Origin of the sequence: Psychrobacter sp. KFRI-CH2-11, assembly GCF_038239325.1 — a bacterium.
In the GTDB taxonomy this organism is placed as follows: Bacteria; Pseudomonadota; Gammaproteobacteria; order Pseudomonadales; family Moraxellaceae; genus Psychrobacter; species Psychrobacter celer.
The window spans coordinates 245495-261631 of sequence record NZ_CP151283.1; the positions used below are offsets into that span (position 1 = coordinate 245495).

The 16137-nt window shown below is 48.5% G+C and carries 10 protein-coding genes; 3 read left to right on the top strand and 7 right to left on the bottom strand.

The window, feature by feature from the left end:
* Positions 1-353: 353 nt before the first annotated feature.
* Entirely contained in the window at positions 354-1622 is a 1269-nt protein-coding gene (rho, locus tag AADH33_RS01075; protein ID WP_075101945.1) for a transcription termination factor Rho, read from the bottom strand.
* A 551-nt stretch (positions 1623-2173) separates the two neighbouring features.
* Positions 2174-2539: a thioredoxin gene (gene trxA / locus AADH33_RS01080; protein ID WP_348549277.1), complete on the bottom strand. Its 366-nt coding sequence runs from the start codon at positions 2537-2539 to the stop codon at positions 2174-2176.
* A gap of 288 nt (positions 2540-2827) precedes the next feature.
* Between trxA and AADH33_RS01085 the strand changes: the two genes are divergently transcribed.
* Complete coding sequence (locus AADH33_RS01085; protein WP_348549278.1) at positions 2828-3541, top strand: RluA family pseudouridine synthase; 714 nt, start codon at positions 2828-2830, stop codon at positions 3539-3541.
* Positions 3542-3734: 193 nt separating this feature from the next.
* Here AADH33_RS01085 and AADH33_RS01090 read toward each other — a convergent pair whose 3' ends face one another.
* The gene (locus AADH33_RS01090) at positions 3735-4685 is read right to left on the bottom strand and encodes a D-2-hydroxyacid dehydrogenase (RefSeq protein ID WP_348549279.1); all 951 of its coding nucleotides are present in this window, start codon (positions 4683-4685) and stop codon (positions 3735-3737) included.
* Between the two features lie 321 nt (positions 4686-5006).
* Between AADH33_RS01090 and rapA the strand changes: the two genes are divergently transcribed.
* Positions 5007-7895, top strand: coding sequence for an RNA polymerase-associated protein RapA (gene rapA, locus AADH33_RS01095; RefSeq protein WP_105244268.1), 2889 nt, complete (start codon positions 5007-5009; stop codon positions 7893-7895).
* Positions 7896-8333: 438 nt separating this feature from the next.
* On the top strand, positions 8334-9236 hold the full coding sequence (locus AADH33_RS01100) for an acyl-CoA thioesterase (protein ID WP_075101950.1): 903 nt from the start codon (positions 8334-8336) through the stop codon (positions 9234-9236).
* 128 nt (positions 9237-9364) lie between these two features.
* On the opposite strand, the gene mutY is transcribed toward AADH33_RS01100, so the two are convergent.
* The 4 genes from mutY to AADH33_RS01120 all read right to left on the bottom strand — a co-directional run bounded on the left by mutY (position 9365) and on the right by AADH33_RS01120 (position 15976).
* Positions 9365-10600, bottom strand: a complete 1236-nt coding sequence (gene mutY, locus AADH33_RS01105; RefSeq protein ID WP_348549280.1) for an A/G-specific adenine glycosylase — start codon at positions 10598-10600, stop codon at positions 9365-9367.
* 218 nt (positions 10601-10818) lie between these two features.
* Positions 10819-11775 (bottom strand): ribosome biogenesis GTPase YlqF, encoded by a 957-nt coding sequence (gene ylqF, locus AADH33_RS01110; protein ID WP_348549281.1) that lies wholly within the window; start codon positions 11773-11775, stop codon positions 10819-10821.
* 220 nt (positions 11776-11995) lie between these two features.
* A complete protein-coding gene (locus tag AADH33_RS01115) occupies positions 11996-15055 on the bottom strand; it encodes a DUF2339 domain-containing protein (RefSeq protein WP_348549282.1) in 3060 nt (1019 codons plus the stop codon).
* Between the two features lie 183 nt (positions 15056-15238).
* Entirely contained in the window at positions 15239-15976 is a 738-nt protein-coding gene (locus AADH33_RS01120; protein ID WP_105244263.1) for a dienelactone hydrolase family protein, read from the bottom strand.
* Between the last annotated feature and the right edge of the window lie 161 nt (positions 15977-16137).

The following is a 16137-nucleotide window of genomic DNA, read 5'->3' on the forward strand; positions in this document are numbered from 1 at the left end:
TTTGCAAGTAAGCTGTAAAAGATGTTTCCCCTCTGTATCCTTGGTAGGGGTTTTGCTTAGTGTCATTGTATTTGTATTGATAATACGCTAACTGTTTTTGTCACTGCCAGCGCTATCTATGTGTAAAGAAATAGGGTCTTATATTTGCTTTGTGTGATATAGGAAATCCGCTATAGAGGCTATAATTTTTTTATTTAGCACTTACTATAGCTTGTCGTCTGGCCATATTGCCACGACCCAACGCACAAAAACCGCCCTAAGGCGGTCTTTGGTATTTGTCTTTAATATCTATAGTCGATCCATATCAAAAACGACATGGTGCTATTGGTATGAGTAAAGCTTGTCATCGCACATTAGTTTTGTGATTTACGCTTCATTTGTTCAAAAAACTCATCATTGGTTTTGGCCTCTTTTAGGCGCTCAAGCAAGAACTCAGTGGCTTGAACACCATCCATTGGCTGTAGCAATTTGCGCAAGATCCAGACTTTGCGTAGTTTGTCTTCATCAAGCAGGCGCTCTTCGCGGCGAGTGCCAGATTTTTTGATATTGATCGCTGGGAAAACGCGTTTTTCAGCCAAGTCACGCTCAAGGGTAATTTCTTGGTTACCGGTACCTTTGAATTCTTCAAAGATGACGCTGTCCATTTTGCTGCCGGTGTCAATCAAAGCACTGGCGATGATGGTCAAGCTGCCGCCTTCTTCGACGTTACGCGCCGCGCCAAAAAAGCGCTTAGGACGCTCAAGGGCATTGGCGTCTAGACCACCGGTCAACACTTTACCAGATGATGGAATGACGGTGTTATACGCACGAGCGAGGCGAGTGATGGAGTCAAGTAAGATGACTACGTCTTGTTTATGTTCGACCAAGCGCTTGGCTTTTTCGATGACCATTTCGGCAACTTGTACGTGGCGCTGCGGCGGCTCATCAAAGGTTGAGGCAACGACTTCACCGCGTACCGTGCGCTCCATCTCGGTCACTTCTTCTGGGCGCTCATCAATGAGCAAGACAATAAGGTAGCATTCGGGGTTGTTGCGGGTGATAGACTGGGCAATCGATTGCAAAAGCATGGTTTTACCGGCTTTTGGCGGTGCGACGATGATAGAGCGCTGGCCTTTACCAATCGGGGCAATCAGGTCGATGATACGGCCTGTCAAATCCTCGGTCGTACCGTTACCTAATTCTAGCTTTAACTGCTCGGTGGGGAATAAGGGCGTGAGGTTTTCAAAAATCAGCTTATGACGTGAGCGATCGGGGGTATCAAAGTTAATCTCGCCGACCTTTAGTAGCGCAAAATAACGCTCAGAATCCTTTGGTGGTCGAATCGTCCCAGCGATACTGTCGCCTGTCTTTAGGCTAAAGCGGCGGATTTGGCTGGGGCTGACATAAATGTCATCAGGACCTGCCAAGTAAGAGCCTTCTGATGAGCGCAAAAAGCCAAAGCCATCGGGTAAGACCTCGAGCACGCCGTCACCATAGATGGCTTCGCCGTTACGGGCGTGGGTCTTTAAGATAGCGAAGATAATGTCTTGTTTACGGCTACGCGCCATATTATCAAGACCCATGTCTTTGGCGATGGCCAATAGCTCAGAGATTGATTTTTTCTTTAGTTCAGTTAGATTCATAGGTAGGTCATTAGCAATTGATCAGATGAGAGATGCCATTAGCAGCACAAGTCACGACATTGATTAAAACAACGATAGTATGGCGATAGAGGGCGCGAGCACAGAGCCAGAGTTATGTAGTTTGGGTATTGCGTGTTGACTTATATACAAGTTGCAAGAATAGAGTGCAAGGTAATAAGAAATAAGGATACAGAAGGCTACATAAGAGTCTGCGTCAAAAACTCAGTATCAGTAATTGTGTTTAGTCATTTCGTTCAGTAATGGTGTTTATAATGACGATTGTGTTTTTGTTGATAAACACGAGGAGAATAGCGACAAGACACTTAGGAAAACGGTTCGTTTTCTCTTGTCAGCAGACTATACGGTCTTCACAATGGCATTGTCAATAAATTTTGCCAAAAAAGTCGTATTAGTGGTTTTTTTGCATAAAAAACGAGCAAAAAACCATTATCTTAGCAGGACAATGGTTTTTTACTGATTGGCATCTATTATGATGTGTAGATACTCTCAGCAGATAGACTGACACGAGCGTATCCACACTGAAGAAGTGCTTATAGATGCTTATCAAGAACTTTGGCTAGCTCTGCTTTTGGCTGTAGGCCCATGACTGAGTCAACTTTTTCGCCGTCTTTAAAGACAAATAGCGTTGGGATATTACGGATACCAAAGCGGCTGGCGGCTTGTGGGTTGTTGTCGACGTCGACTTTGACGATTTTTACTTTGCCTCGGTACTCGCTGGCTAGATCTTCTAAAATAGGCGCGATGGCTTTACAAGGGCCACACCACGTCGCCCAAAAATCTACCAATACAGGCAGGTCTGATTGCAGCACGTCTTGGTCAAAGTTTGCATCGGTGGTATTTACGATTAGGTCTGACATAGTTATCTCTCTTGTTTTATTGTCTTTATCGTCGTTCATCAATTTATCGCGGCTTTGTGTAGCTAAAGATCAGCGGTATAAAGTAATGATAAGCGGCTAAAGAGTCGTTTCGAAATGGTGAAAATGTGCCATCATATTAACATGTTTGTTCTTACTTGACAGATGCAGGCTGGTTAAATTGTTTAACAATTACGATTGGTACAATAAATCGAAACACAACCCTACAGCCAGTGAGAGCGCTGTCACTTGTCACTTTTTGGTTTTTTTTCTATGTCATAGCCTCTATCATGTCATCTTTACTCTCATTTATATAAGTAACCGATTTTTATGCCTTTTACTGAAGAAGAAGTCAACGCGTTAAACCAACAAGAACGCGCGTATCCGCTGGCGTTTTTTAAAACATTTGCCCAAGATATTACAGTATATGAAGATGATGATATTTGGGTGGTGGATAAGCCAGCAGGCCTCCTCAGCGTCGATGGCAAAACCCTCAAAGTCAGCTTGCTTGCACGGCTTGAGCGCGTCAATCCAGCCGTCAAACTCATTCACCGCTTGGATATGGACACCTCAGGGCTACTAATTTTTGCCAAAAATGCCGCTGCCCAAAGCCATATTAGTAAGCAGTTTATTGAGCGGTTGCCACAAAAAAGCTACCAAGCGCGCGTCTTTGGCCAATGGGAAAGTATTGGGGCGACCGGTAAGATATCGGTGCCGGTACGTTATGAGCCCACGACCAAACCGCGCCATATCGTCGATCACGATTGGCCCAAACAGGCGCTGACTTTATATGAGGTCTTGGCTCACGAAATGTGCAATGATCAGACCGTCACGCGCGTGCTACTAAAGCCGGTCACGGGCCGTAGTCACCAGTTACGTGTGCATATGGTGCATGCCGGTCATGTGATGATAGGTGATCCGATTTATGCCGAAGGGGCGGCACTGATGATAGCCCCGCGGCTAAACTTGCACGCACAGCAGTTACGCCTAAAGCACCCGACACTGGGTGCGTGGATGGACTGGGAGAGTCCGTGCCCGTTTTAATCTGGCCACTCAACCAGATGATGACTTAACCACATGACCAATAACGATATCAATGATCGCATCATGCTGAAGTATCGCAACACTATCGCAACATAAAGGACGACTGGCCACGGTTTTGCGGTTAGGGCGAGCCCTCGTTTTTTACCTGCTTTAAAATGAAGGCACGCCCTAGTATCTTGCCTGCCAGCTATATTTAGGGTTGATGACAGTGTTCGATAAAGTCGCTCACCTGCTTAGTTAATATCTGCCATAAGGTCTGTTGCGCGCTTTTGCTGCCCCAAGCATTGTGCGGGCTAAATATCACCCGTGGATGCTCGCTGAGGCTGAGTAGCGGATCATCTGCCGTGATCGGCTCTTGCTCAAACACGTCGCTGGCGTAGCCGATGATTTGCTCGTTATGGATGGCAGTTGCCAATGCTTGACTATCGACGATGCCGCCGCGAGCAACGTTGACTAATAAGGGCTGCTTGGTCATTTTGGCCAAGGTGTCCTTATTGATAAGATGCTGGGTCTGTTCGGTCAATGGGCAATGTAAGCTCAATACATCTGACTGCGCCAGTACGTCATCAAAGGCGGTATAGTCTGCACTGCGCGGTGCACGCCCTTGATGCTCCGCCCATAACACCGTCATGCCAAAGGCGCGTGCAATCTCGGTGACGCGCTTGCCGATAGTACCGACGCCGATGATGCCGAGCGTCTTGTCTTCTAAGTCGATCAGCGGTATGTCGAGCAAGCAAAAATTGCCATTGTCGCGCCATGTACCATCGGCGACTTTTTGATGATAATGAATGCCTGCACGCATGGCATTGAGCATCAGCATAAAAGTATGCTCAGGCACGCTTTTGACCGCGTAACCTGCGACGTTATAAAGGGTGACATGATGTCTGTCACAAGCGTCTTGATCGACGTTGTTCATCCCTGTGGCAGTCAGCTGAATCAGCTTGAGGTTGGGCAGTTGACCGATCACCTCGGCGTCTATTTGGACTTTGTTGGTGATGATGATATCGGCATTGTGGCAGCGCTCGAGGATGACGTGGTTGTCCTTTGGCGTGTCATGATAAGTCACGTAATCTGTAATCCCAGCTGGGGCTGGCAAATCGATACCGTCCGAAAAAGTACCCTTGTCTAAAAAAACCGCTCGCATAGTGACTCCCTGATGAACTGATTTGAATTGATTGTTGTATTGATTTTTTCTATGGTTTTAAGGCTTTGTGGGTTTGAGGCTTAATGTAGCATGTCGGTGGGTTTAGTCAAAAACCAAACCATAAAAACCTGAGAAACCCAAGCGCTGTCACAATTGTCTACTTGAAAAGTCAACTAAACGCACTCATCTAGCCGCTAACGTTATATAATGGTCTACCTTAGCTGTCGACTAAATGGGTGTTACCCTATGCACAGCCATCATTAGCGGCCATTGCTATCTATTTTATTTCTTATTACCTGAGTACAAAAAAGACATCGCCTTATGACTACCTCTATCGCTTCATTGCACAGTACTGAATTCGCCGTTGGCCAACGTTATTTATCTGATACAGAGTCTGAGCTTGGCTTGGGTGTGGTCATCGATGTGGATGATCGCTGTGTGCACATCTTGTTTCCGCAAAGCGAGGAGACGCGTGTTTATGCCAAAAACTCAGCGCCACTGTCGCGCGTGGTATTTAAGGCGGGCGATAGCATTTATGACCAAGATGGCAACGGCTATACGGTCAATGCGGTAGACGAGGTGATGGGTGTGCTCAAGTACAGCGTCGATGAGCATGAGCGCGGTATCATGGAAACCCGACTCGCCGCCAATATCACGCTTGCCAAGCCGCTTGAGCGCCTGCTCGCTGGTCGCATCGAGCGTGGCGACTGGTACGAGCTGCGCCAAGACATCTTGCGCATGCAGTCGGCGCTGGCAGGTCATCCACTCAAAGGCCTAATGGGCGCGCGTGTCGATATTATCGAGCATCAGCTGTATATCGCTCACGAGGTCGGCAAGCGTATCGCGCCGCGTGTGCTTTTGGCCGATGAGGTGGGACTGGGTAAAACCATCGAAGCGGGCTTGATCATTCATCAGCAGCTAATCACAGGAAAGGCTGAGCGCGTGCTTATCTTGGTACCAGACAGTCTGCAGTACCAGTGGATGATCGAGCTGCGTCGCCGCTTTAACCTAAATTTCGCGTTGTTTGATTTGGTACGTACTGCCGCGATCAAAGAGCATGATCCTGAACAAAACGTCTTTGCCACCGAGCAATGTATCATCGCGGGCATGGATTTATTGCTTGACCATCCTGATTTGTACGATCAGGCGATGGAGGCAGGATTTGATCTATTGGTCGTCGACGAAGCGCACCATTTGCACTGGGATGAAGAGCAGGGCGGCAATGATAAATACGACTTGATTGCTGACTTTGCTGAAGAGACGCCTGGGGTGATGCTACTGACCGCAACGCCTGAGCAGCTCGGCGCGCAAAGCCATTTTGCGCGTTTGCGCCTGCTAGATCCAGATCGCTTTGATGATTTGGATGAGTTTATCGATGGGCAAGAAGCCTTTGCCGAAACCGCCGCCGTCGCTGGCGTGTTGATAGAAGACAAGCCGCTGAGTGATGGGCAAATTGCGGCTTTGAGCCATTTATTAGACATTAGCATGGATGAGCTGGGCGCAATCAATGACGATGAGCGCTTGCGTACTTATGCCCTTAACGAGCTACTGGACCGTCATGGTACCGGCCGTATCTTATTTCGCAATACTCGTGAGAGTGTCAAAGGGTTTTATGGACGAAGCCGTCAGCCGTATCCACTACCCCTGCCTGACGCATGGGTTGATAGCTACCAAACCACGGGCAAACTGCGTGAGCAGCTGTGGGGCGAAGAAAACCAGCCCGATGGTGGCTGGCTAGAAGATGATCCACGTGTGTCTTGGTTGATTGATATCTTGCGCGGTGAGCTGAAGCATCAAAAAGTGCTATTGATCGCTCGTAGTGGGGCGACGGTTGAGAGTCTTGAGGCGGTACTGCGCCTGCATGCAGGCATTAAGACCGCTATCTTTACCGAGCAGATGACACTGCTTGAGCGTGACCAAGCGGCGGCGTTTTTTGCTGATTCCGAGGGCGCGCAGATATTGCTCTGCTCAGAGATTGGCTCAGAAGGTCGTAACTTCCAGTTTGCAAGCCAGCTGATACTGTGGGACTTACCTGCCAATCCAGATACGCTAGAGCAGCGCATAGGCCGCCTAGACCGTATCGGTCAGACGCAGCAGATCATGCTTCACGTGCCTTATGTGCAGGGCACCGCGCAGGAGCGTTTATATCATTGGTATGACAAAGCGCTCAATATGTTTAGTCAGATATCACCGACTGCCCAAAGTGTGCAAGAGCAATACATCCAAACGCTAAAGCCTGTGCTAGAGAGTGCTGATACGCCCGACAACCGTGCCATGCTACAAGACATCATCACCGAAGCGAAAAAAACCCGCCTAGGGCTAGAAGCGCAGCTACAAGCTGGACGTGACCGTCTGCTGGAGTACAATTCGTGCCGTCCACGTGTCGCTGGGCGTATCAAAGATGCCATGATTGACTTTGATCAGCACAATCTGCTGCCACACTTTATGGAGCGCTTTTTTGCCTCTGCCAATATCGATCATAGTATCCAGCGTGATGGCTCGTGGGTCATCGCTCCTATCGATAGCACCGAGATCAGTGAGTACATCGATGGCCTGCCACTGGGCGATGAAGACGGGATGACCTTGACCTTTGATCGCGGGCAGGCATTGCTGCGTGAAGATATCGACTTTATTACCCATGAGCATCCGCTGATGCGCGCGATTTATGAGTTGGCCAGCACCAGCACCTTTGGTAATACCACGGTGGCGATGCTAAAAAGCGCGGTCGTGCCACAAGGTATGGTGCTGCTCGAGGTAAACTTCCGTGTCGAGGCCATCGCGCCAAGAGTGCTCAATCTGCCTGCGACTATCACCACGCAAAACATTCGGGTATTTATCAGTGAGCAAGGCAATGATCTGTCAGCGCGCATCAGTAGCGATATGATCATGCCGCACATCGAGCGACTGGACAAAAACCGCGCCCGCCAAGTCATCAAGGTGCGCGGTGATGTGATCGAGCAGCGTTACTACGACGCCGAAGAGATCGCCCGCCAGCAGCTGGCAGAAATCGGTGAGCAAGCAAGCGCCCGTTTCAATCAGCAGTGGTCGCGTGAAATCAAGCGCCTAAAACATCTACAAACCATCAACCCCAATGTACGTCCAGAAGAAGTAGAGCGCTTAGAGCAGCTAAAAGCACAAGGCGAGCAGGCATTAGGCAACCTATCGCTGGTACCAGACTCTATCCGCGTATTGGTAGCGGTCAAGCCATAAACGAAGCATAGCAATGAAAACGAGATGCGCCGATCATCTCGTTTTTTTTAGGCTGATGCACTGATGCTGCGATAGATACATCTACCTCAAGCCTTGTGATAGCCAAGCGTGTGCGTAAGCCATCAGCGGATATTTTTGTCATGAGATAAAAAAGGCGGTCAAGACTGGCGGGTAAGCGACTCATAACTGGTCAAAGCGCGGGATATTGGGTAATATGTTTAGCCTTTCAGTGGATAATAAATACGTGTATGGCGCTGCTATCGCTGTATTTTTACGCTAAAATTTCGTTCTAACATCTCTCTTGTGTATTTTTAGCAAGTGATTTCATATTATTTTACATTCAAACGCAGCAGGTTTGCCGCTATATCGCCTAGCTATCATTAGGTGGGTTGGTGCAGGCGCGCCGCGTTTTTGATAAAAATAAGGAAACCTATCGTCATGTCTGATTATTCGCAACTGATTGATGAGCTGCTTGCTACCGTATCGCTTATTGAAGTGAGCCCTGATGTCTTTGAGGGGAAAAGCCATGACTATGTGGGCAGTCGTATCTTTGGTGGGCAAGTCTTGGCGCAAGCAATCATGGCAGCTGCCCATACGCTGGATAAAGACAAACCCTGCCATTCACTGCACGGCTATTTTTTGCGTGGCGGTGATATCAACCAGCCAGTGATTTATCGAGTACGCCGTCTACGCGATGGGCGTAGCCTCTCTGCGCGTGAAGTGACCGCGATTCAGTACAAAGAAGTACGCGGCAAAGCGCCTATTGAGCAAGTGATTTTTTCGATGATTGCCTCGTTTTCGCCGATGGAGGAGGGGCTTGAGTATCAAGAAGATATGCCCGTCTATCCGCCACCAGACGACCTGCTTGCCGAGCAAGATTTAAAAGAAGAGTACGTTGGCAAAGTGCCAGATGCGCTCAAAGCGCGTTTTATGCGTCGTCGTCATGTCGAGATTAAGCCTGTCAAACCGCGTGACCCTATCCATCCTGAGCCGATGAAACCAAAACAAGCCAACTGGCTGCGTATCCGCGAGCTGGGCAATCAGCCGGTGGCGATTCAGCAAGCGCTATTGGCATTTTCGTCTGATTTTTACTTAGTCGGCACAGGGCTGATGTCGCATGGGGTCAGCTTTATGACCAGTGGCTTACAAGCGGCCAGTATCGACCACTCGATGCACTTCCACCGTACCTTTGACCTAAATAATTGGCTATTATACGACATGTGGAGCGATACCACCTCTAATGCCAAAGGCTTAAATCATGGGCAGTTTTGGCAAGATGGTAAGCTCGTCGCAACGGTGCAACAAGAAGGATTGATGCGTCTGCGGGTACCCAAATCTTAAATAAAAAAATACAAACTATGCCAGCGTGCTACTGGTATAAATTTTCCTTGCGTGCTGCGTACCCCGATGCTGCGCAAAATTCATCCCAGTAGCACTGTGTTTATTTATAGTGGTTCGACCACACTTACTTACATCTCTAAAATCTTCACCATCGCCCGCGGTAATCCTAGCGTTGCCCGCGCATCGTCTGCGGTCAACCAATGAATATTAATCTCTGCCGCTTGCAAGGCTGTACTCAATGCGGTTGTTTGCTTATTGTCTAAAGTGACGGATTGCGGCGTCAAATACCAATGAAAGTGGGTCAATGAATGCTTGATAGGCGCATCATCAAGCAAGGTTTGATTAATGGGTGCGACTATCACATTATGCTTATCTAACCACTCATGAATAATCTGCTCAGCGGTGGTAAATTCTGCATCAAAGACTTTTTCATTGCTGGTCACTAGGCGTAGTCTCTCGGCGCTGGTGTCTGGTTTGTTCGGTACAGGCTTACCGCTTGCTTTGCCAGCGGTTTTTTCTACAAACTGTAAAGGCAAGCTCCATAGTCCGCCCCAAATACCATTGTCAGGGCGCTGTAGCCATAGTATTTTGCCGTCCGTATCTTTGATGATAAGCGCGTTGCTAAACTTACTGGGCTTGGGCTGTTTTTTTGCTTTGACTGGATAGTCGGTTTCGCGCCCCTGTGCATGGGCAATACAATCCTCTTGTAGTGGACACAATAAGCAGGCAGGCTTGCTACGCGTGCATAGCGTTGCGCCCATATCCATCATCGCCTGCGCAAACCGTCCTGAGTCATCGACAGGTGTTAAGCGCTCTGCCAACGCCCATAGCGTCTTGGTGGTGGCAGACTTGGTGATATCGCCATCGATCGCCGCCCAGCGGGTAAGGACGCGTTTGACATTGCCATCACAGATGACACCATACTTGTGCAAGCCCATGGCCATAATCGCCCCAGCGGTCGACGGCCCAACGCCAGAGATGGCTTCCCAGCCCGCTAGCGTCTGCGGAAAGTCGCCGGTCTCGTCAATTATCTCGGCCAGTTGTTTTGCGCCTTTATGCAAATTACGCGCGCGTGCATAGTAGCCAAGCCCCGCCCAATGCTCGGCGACCAAGTCCCATTCTGCGGCGGCCAAATCCTGCACACTCGGAAACGACTCCATAAAACGCGCGAAGTAGGGCAACACGGTGGTGACTTGTGTCTGCTGGAGCATGACTTCGGATAGCCAAACGACATAAGGATTGGGGGTATCGGTCTGGTGCTGTTGCCAAGGCAGGTCATGACGGCCATTTTCGGCAAACCAATCGAGTAGGCGCGGGGCGAAGGTGGTTAATGATGAGCTTGACTGAGAAAAATGAGTAGGCAAAAGTATTCCTTGTAAAGCAAAATTGGTATTTTGTATGGGTAACTAAGATGGTTTATGGGGCGTAATGAGGATTGCTGCAAGCAGTATTGGATAAGATTTGTTTCGAGTGTTTTTGTCTAAACATCAATGGTGGTCAACGATAATATATATTGAAAGATAAACGTAACGATAAAACAGGGGCGCTAGGCGCACCCTGCGAGTTATATAAATAAGTGATTTTATTTACGGTTTTTCCGCGTTTTTAATCGGCGCAAGCGCTTTTCTTCTTCACGAGCTTTCTTTTTTTCTTCTGCCGCCAGACGTTGTTCGGCGACGATGATTTCTTCCGCTTCGATCATCGCTGGAGTCTCAAGGGTAATACGTCCAAGCTTGGCACTACGCAGCTCATTGATCAAAATCTCAGACATGCGGTAGGTATCAACGACTCCGCCTTTTTTGATAAATCCTCGGTTACGCCCTGCCATTTCAAAAAACTCCCAATCGGTCTTGGGCAGCTCGTCAATTTTATAGCGAGTTTTTAGCAGCTCAGGATAAGCGCTCAGCAAATACTCAGCGGTATAGCTGGCGACATCGGCGAAGTCAAACGCGGTATCGCGAATGCCACCGGTCGCTGCGAGTCGATAGCCAGAGTTTTCGTTTTCGACCTTTGGCCAGAGCATACCAGGGGTGTCATAGAGCATGATGTCATCATCGAGTTTGATCAGCTGCTGCGACTTGGTCACCGCAGGCTCGTCGCCAGTTTTTGCTACTGCACGCCCTGCTAGGGTATTGATCAAAGTCGATTTGCCAACATTTGGAATGCCCATGATCATGGCTTTGATCTGGCGACCGGTGCCAACTTTATTGGGTACCATTTTTTTGCATAGAGCGATGATGCGCTTGACGTCATCGGCTTTGTTATTGTCACACGCGATGGCTTTGACACCCGCTTGCTGCTCAAGGTGCGCCATCCATGCTTGGGTCAGATCAGGGTCGGCGAGATCGGCTTTGTTTAATATTTTGATGACGGGCTTTTCGCCGCGTAGTGCTGCGACCATGGGGTTTTCGCTACTATAAGGAATACGGGCGTCAATCACCTCGATGACCACATCCATCTGCGGCATGATTTCTTTGATTTCGTTACGGGCTTTGTTCATGTGCCCAGGGAACCATTGAATATTCGCTCTTTTATCCATCTGCTTTCATAACCTTTTATAAAAAATGCTAAAAGTAAGACCATCAGTGTCTACTTTTTTATGATGTTCAGTTTACTACACAACCAGCGTCAGCACCCAATGTTATCCAGTCGCCTTGTTGCCACGTTACAATTTTATGTCAGGCTTCAGGCAGGCTGTCATGCGGATTTGGGCGTGTCTTTATGTTTGGCCCATCTATAGGCTCATCGATTGGTACGCCCTAGTCTACTAAATCCTTACGCGCTGGTGGTAGCGGTGCTAAATAGCCAATGACCAAGATTAAGCTGCCTGCACCAAGGAACGAAATCACCCGCCAAATCGCCTCGGTCTGTGACAAGTCAACCAAGACCAGTTTTAGCACCACCGCGCCCAGTAGTCCAATGCCCATAAACCATAGCGTGCGCTGTCCATAGCGGCTAGCGCTGATGGTCGCGACCAAGGCAATGAGCGTCCACAAAATCGTCAATCCCGTCTGTACTTGCTCGCTATTCCACGCGCCGCCGGTCACTCCATATACACTGCCAGTCCATAATGGCGTGCTGATAAAGGCATGCAGCGTCCTGACCAACATACTCGAGCCTATCCAAAGGCCAATCAGCGCTAACACAATAAGTAGCATATCGTTTTTAGGAATGGCTTTTAATAGATTTCTCGAACCGCTACCACGTGGCTGACGGAGCAAATAAACGCCCAAGGCATAAAACACCACCAGCCATAACGTCAGATCGTATAAATTAAATAGCGGAAAATAAGGCAAGGCCCAAATCACCCCATCATAAGTAAAATTGGTAAACAGCGCCCAGCCTAAGGTGATAGGCACAAAGATTTTGGCGCTGTCTAACAGTGCTTGAGGCCAATCAAACCAAGCGAGCGGAAAGGCTGAGGTTGCTGCTTTTGAGTGCGTGTTTGACTGCTCATCATGGTATTTAGCCATAGCATGACGCTGTGTCCACCATAACCCAGCCAACATAAAGGCAACTGGCACTAAAACAGTCATGACACCTTTTGAGTCAGGTAAGCCATAATGCATGGCTTCTGCCAAAACGATAATACCCGATCCAAGCCAGCTTGCGCTATCAAAAGGTGTTAACTCAGCTGCTTTATGCCATGTCTTTAGCCATAACTGCCCAATGATCAACCCGCCTATCAGCAAAGTAACAAATATTGACCAATAAAAGGTCATCCATTGATAATCAAATGCATATCTTTGCGGTAATTGAAACAGCAACGTGGCATAAAGTAACAGCAGTAAACCATGAGAAAACTGCCGAATCTCCAACCAAGGACGATATTGATTGACGGCATAATAAATGACAAGGCTGGTTAACGCGGCCAATCCTAGCAGCGCTGTCGTTGCTATGTGCCAGTTGGCAAACCATTGATCAAGATCGATGACCAATACATACAGCGGCCAGCCCACGGCGGTGAACGTCAAAAAACGACTCAACCTCGGACTGCGCCACATCAGGTTAAACGCCATACTTTGGCTATTGATTGAAGCCAGCCACTGCTTGGTAGCGAGTTTATCAATGCCCAATGTGTTAGCGTATTTCACCAGCGTCTGATCGGTGTGACGCTGGTTGTTTGTGTCATCCATAGGGGAATTGCTGGCGCGTAAGACAAACATGGCGGCGAGGTAGCTGAGCGCCGAAATCGTCAAGGCCAATGTTGGATAGTCATTGATTGTAAAGACCACAGTTATCATCAACATCGCGATACTCAGCAGCTGTAACACTAGCCCAAATAGCACCGACCATGCGCGTAGCGAGCGCCGACCAAACCATACCAACGCCAGCCCTTGAACCGACCAGCCAAAGGCAATCCACTCAGCATCGAGAGCCAGCGGAATCACCAACGCCAAAAATCCAAATCCTAACGCCAGCATGCCTTCAGTGATTAAGGCATATCGTTGACTGCGCTGTATAAATACCCAGCCAATACCCAAATAAATTGCCGCAAAAATAGCACTGGTGATGGTCAGCGCATGAGGAATAGCGTCTAACAACGCCGCAAATAAACCAAAGGCCAATATCGGTACGGAAAACAATAAACCTGTATCAATGGGGAAGACATAGGTATTGTTTGCGCTGTTTTTTGTATTGTTGTTTGTGCTGTTGTTCGTACTGGCATCTGTGCTGGGGTTTGTACCGTACATACTACCTACAGTCCTCTGGGCGATATCTGCTTCGTTTAATGTGTTATAAGCGATGATGTGCTGGGCGTAGCGGATGACGACAAACAAATATAGCAATACATGCAGCGTCACCAGCAATACCAATGTCCAGCGCTGCGCCTCAATGACAGCGCTTAGATTGCTCGTCGCGCCCCAATAGTAGGCCAGTCCAAAGGTGACCAACACGCCGAGCAGATTGAGTATTTTCCAAGTACGGTAATGGGCGATGATAGCAACGGTGACGTTTAACAGTAGATAATAGCTAAATAAGGCGACCAGACTGCCGGTGTCTTTACCGGTCAATATAGGCGCAAAAAACCCACCAGACAAGGCCAATAAGGCCAGCGGCAAGGCGTTTTGACGCACAGCGAGACCGATGGTGACAGCTGATAAAAGGCCAAGTCCAATAAAGCTTGGCACGCTTGCGAGCACCTGATAGGCACTATAAGCAAAAAAGACGGTCAAATAAGCAATCGCTAAGCCCGCGCCCTGTAAGGTGATGCCATAAGCAAAGCGGTTTTTTGCCAATTGTAGCCCCAACGCCGCCAGTCCCAATCCCAGCAGGCCAATACCAATAAGCTTTATGGTAATCGGAATCTCGATATAATCGCTCAGTAAGCGCAGCAAAAGCACCACACCGATGAGTAAGACGATTACCCCGACACGCACGACCAAGTTACCGCCAAAAAACCAGCTTTTGATAGAATAAATCAGTGAGGTGACGATAGGTAGGGAACGCTCATCAGGCTCTATGGTTGCAGCGGCTTGTCGATTTTCTGTCGATAGTGATGAGACCGCGGGTAAAGGGGGTGTAGGTCGCTCGGATAAAGGCCGGTTTGCTGACTCTGGCAACTCTGACCGCTCAGAAAGCACGGGTGGTTGTGATGTTGTCTGCTGATGCTCTGTATCTTGAGAGGATGGCTCAGAGTGCGCGTTGGATGCAGCGTCTATACTGTCTTTATACTGCTTGAGCTCAGCTTGTAGCGCTGCCATCTCACGGCGCAACTGCTGGATTTGGCTATGGATACTAATATATAGCACCGAAGCGATGATGAATAAAATAGTAAAAGCCAGCCAGCCTAGCGGATTCATTAACAGATATAGCATCCTCGTCACTCAATTTGCTTGATGATAAGGTGATAATGACGCGATTTGCGTCCGAGTACAAGAAGCGTCATGTACCTAAAGCTGCTCAACCAAAAAAAGAGCCGCTTATGAATCAGCGGCTCTTTTTTCGGTTTATATGGATTTTATAAAAGCCCTATGATAGCGGCCTTCTTATATAGCCGTCTATGCTAAGTTACTTTTCATAAACTCAAGCATATTATCCCAGCTTTGCTTGGCGGCAGCTTCGTTGTAGCCGAGATCGACGTCGTTTTTGGCTGCGCGCTCATCGGCGTGGGGGTTGGTAAAGCCGTGCTTGGCATTGTCATACACATCGATGGTGTAATCGACATCGGCCGCATCCAGCTCAGATTTTAGGCCTTCTATCGCCTCCATCGATACCATCGAATCATCGCGGCCATGCGCGACCAAGACTTTGGCGGTAAAGTTTTTGTCCGCAGGCTGTTTTGCTGATGGGTTGCCGTGGAATGTCGCGACAGCTTTTAGTGGCATACCGTCGCGCGCCATATCAAGCACGACTTTACCACCGAAACAGTAGCCAATCGCGCCTAAGTTGCTACCATCAACGGCCAACTGATCGCTAAAATCATTGAGGATAAGGCGGCAGCGATCCATCAGCATGTCTTGGTCTGCGAGTACTTGCTCCATCCACATGTTTGCCATTGCCGCATCGCTGGTCAATTTGCCTTCACCGTAGACATCCATTGCCACCGCTGCATAGCCTGCCTTTGCCAGACGCTCGACCACAGATTTTGGATGATCGACCACGCCCCACCATTCTGGTGCGACCAAGATGCCCGCCGCTGGGTTTTCTTCCGATGCGTCTTCTGGCAGCGCCACATAGCTGATGAGCTCGACGCCGTTTTTGGTGGTGCTGATAAGTTCAAACGTCTTAATTGACATAGTGCTGTCCCTTTTTATGTTATGAATTTTATTTATAGTAAATCGTTTTTCTTACTTTTAGTACCTTAACGCCCATGCTTCGCAAAAACAGCTATAATACTGTAACGCTCTTTATCAAAATGCTACTGCACCTTTATGACACTCAATTTGCTCAACCAACT

What these genes read in the sequence shown, in the direction of transcription:
- rho (WP_075101945.1), bottom strand. Translation starts at nt 1,622, where the DNA reads ATGAATCTAACTGAACTAAAGAAAAAATCAATCTCTGAGCTATTGGCC.
- trxA (WP_348549277.1), bottom strand. Translation starts at nt 2,539, where the DNA reads ATGAACGACGATAAAGACAATAAAACAAGAGAGATAACTATGTCAGAC.
- AADH33_RS01085 (WP_348549278.1), top strand. Translation starts at nt 2,828, where the DNA reads ATGCCTTTTACTGAAGAAGAAGTCAACGCGTTAAACCAACAAGAACGC.
- AADH33_RS01090 (WP_348549279.1), bottom strand. Translation starts at nt 4,685, where the DNA reads ATGCGAGCGGTTTTTTTAGACAAGGGTACTTTTTCGGACGGTATCGAT.
- rapA (WP_105244268.1), top strand. Translation starts at nt 5,007, where the DNA reads ATGACTACCTCTATCGCTTCATTGCACAGTACTGAATTCGCCGTTGGC.
- AADH33_RS01100 (WP_075101950.1), top strand. Translation starts at nt 8,334, where the DNA reads ATGTCTGATTATTCGCAACTGATTGATGAGCTGCTTGCTACCGTATCG.
- ylqF (WP_348549281.1), bottom strand. Translation starts at nt 11,775, where the DNA reads ATGGATAAAAGAGCGAATATTCAATGGTTCCCTGGGCACATGAACAAA.
- AADH33_RS01115 (WP_348549282.1), bottom strand. Translation starts at nt 15,055, where the DNA reads ATGCTATATCTGTTAATGAATCCGCTAGGCTGGCTGGCTTTTACTATT.
- AADH33_RS01120 (WP_105244263.1), bottom strand. Translation starts at nt 15,976, where the DNA reads ATGTCAATTAAGACGTTTGAACTTATCAGCACCACCAAAAACGGCGTC.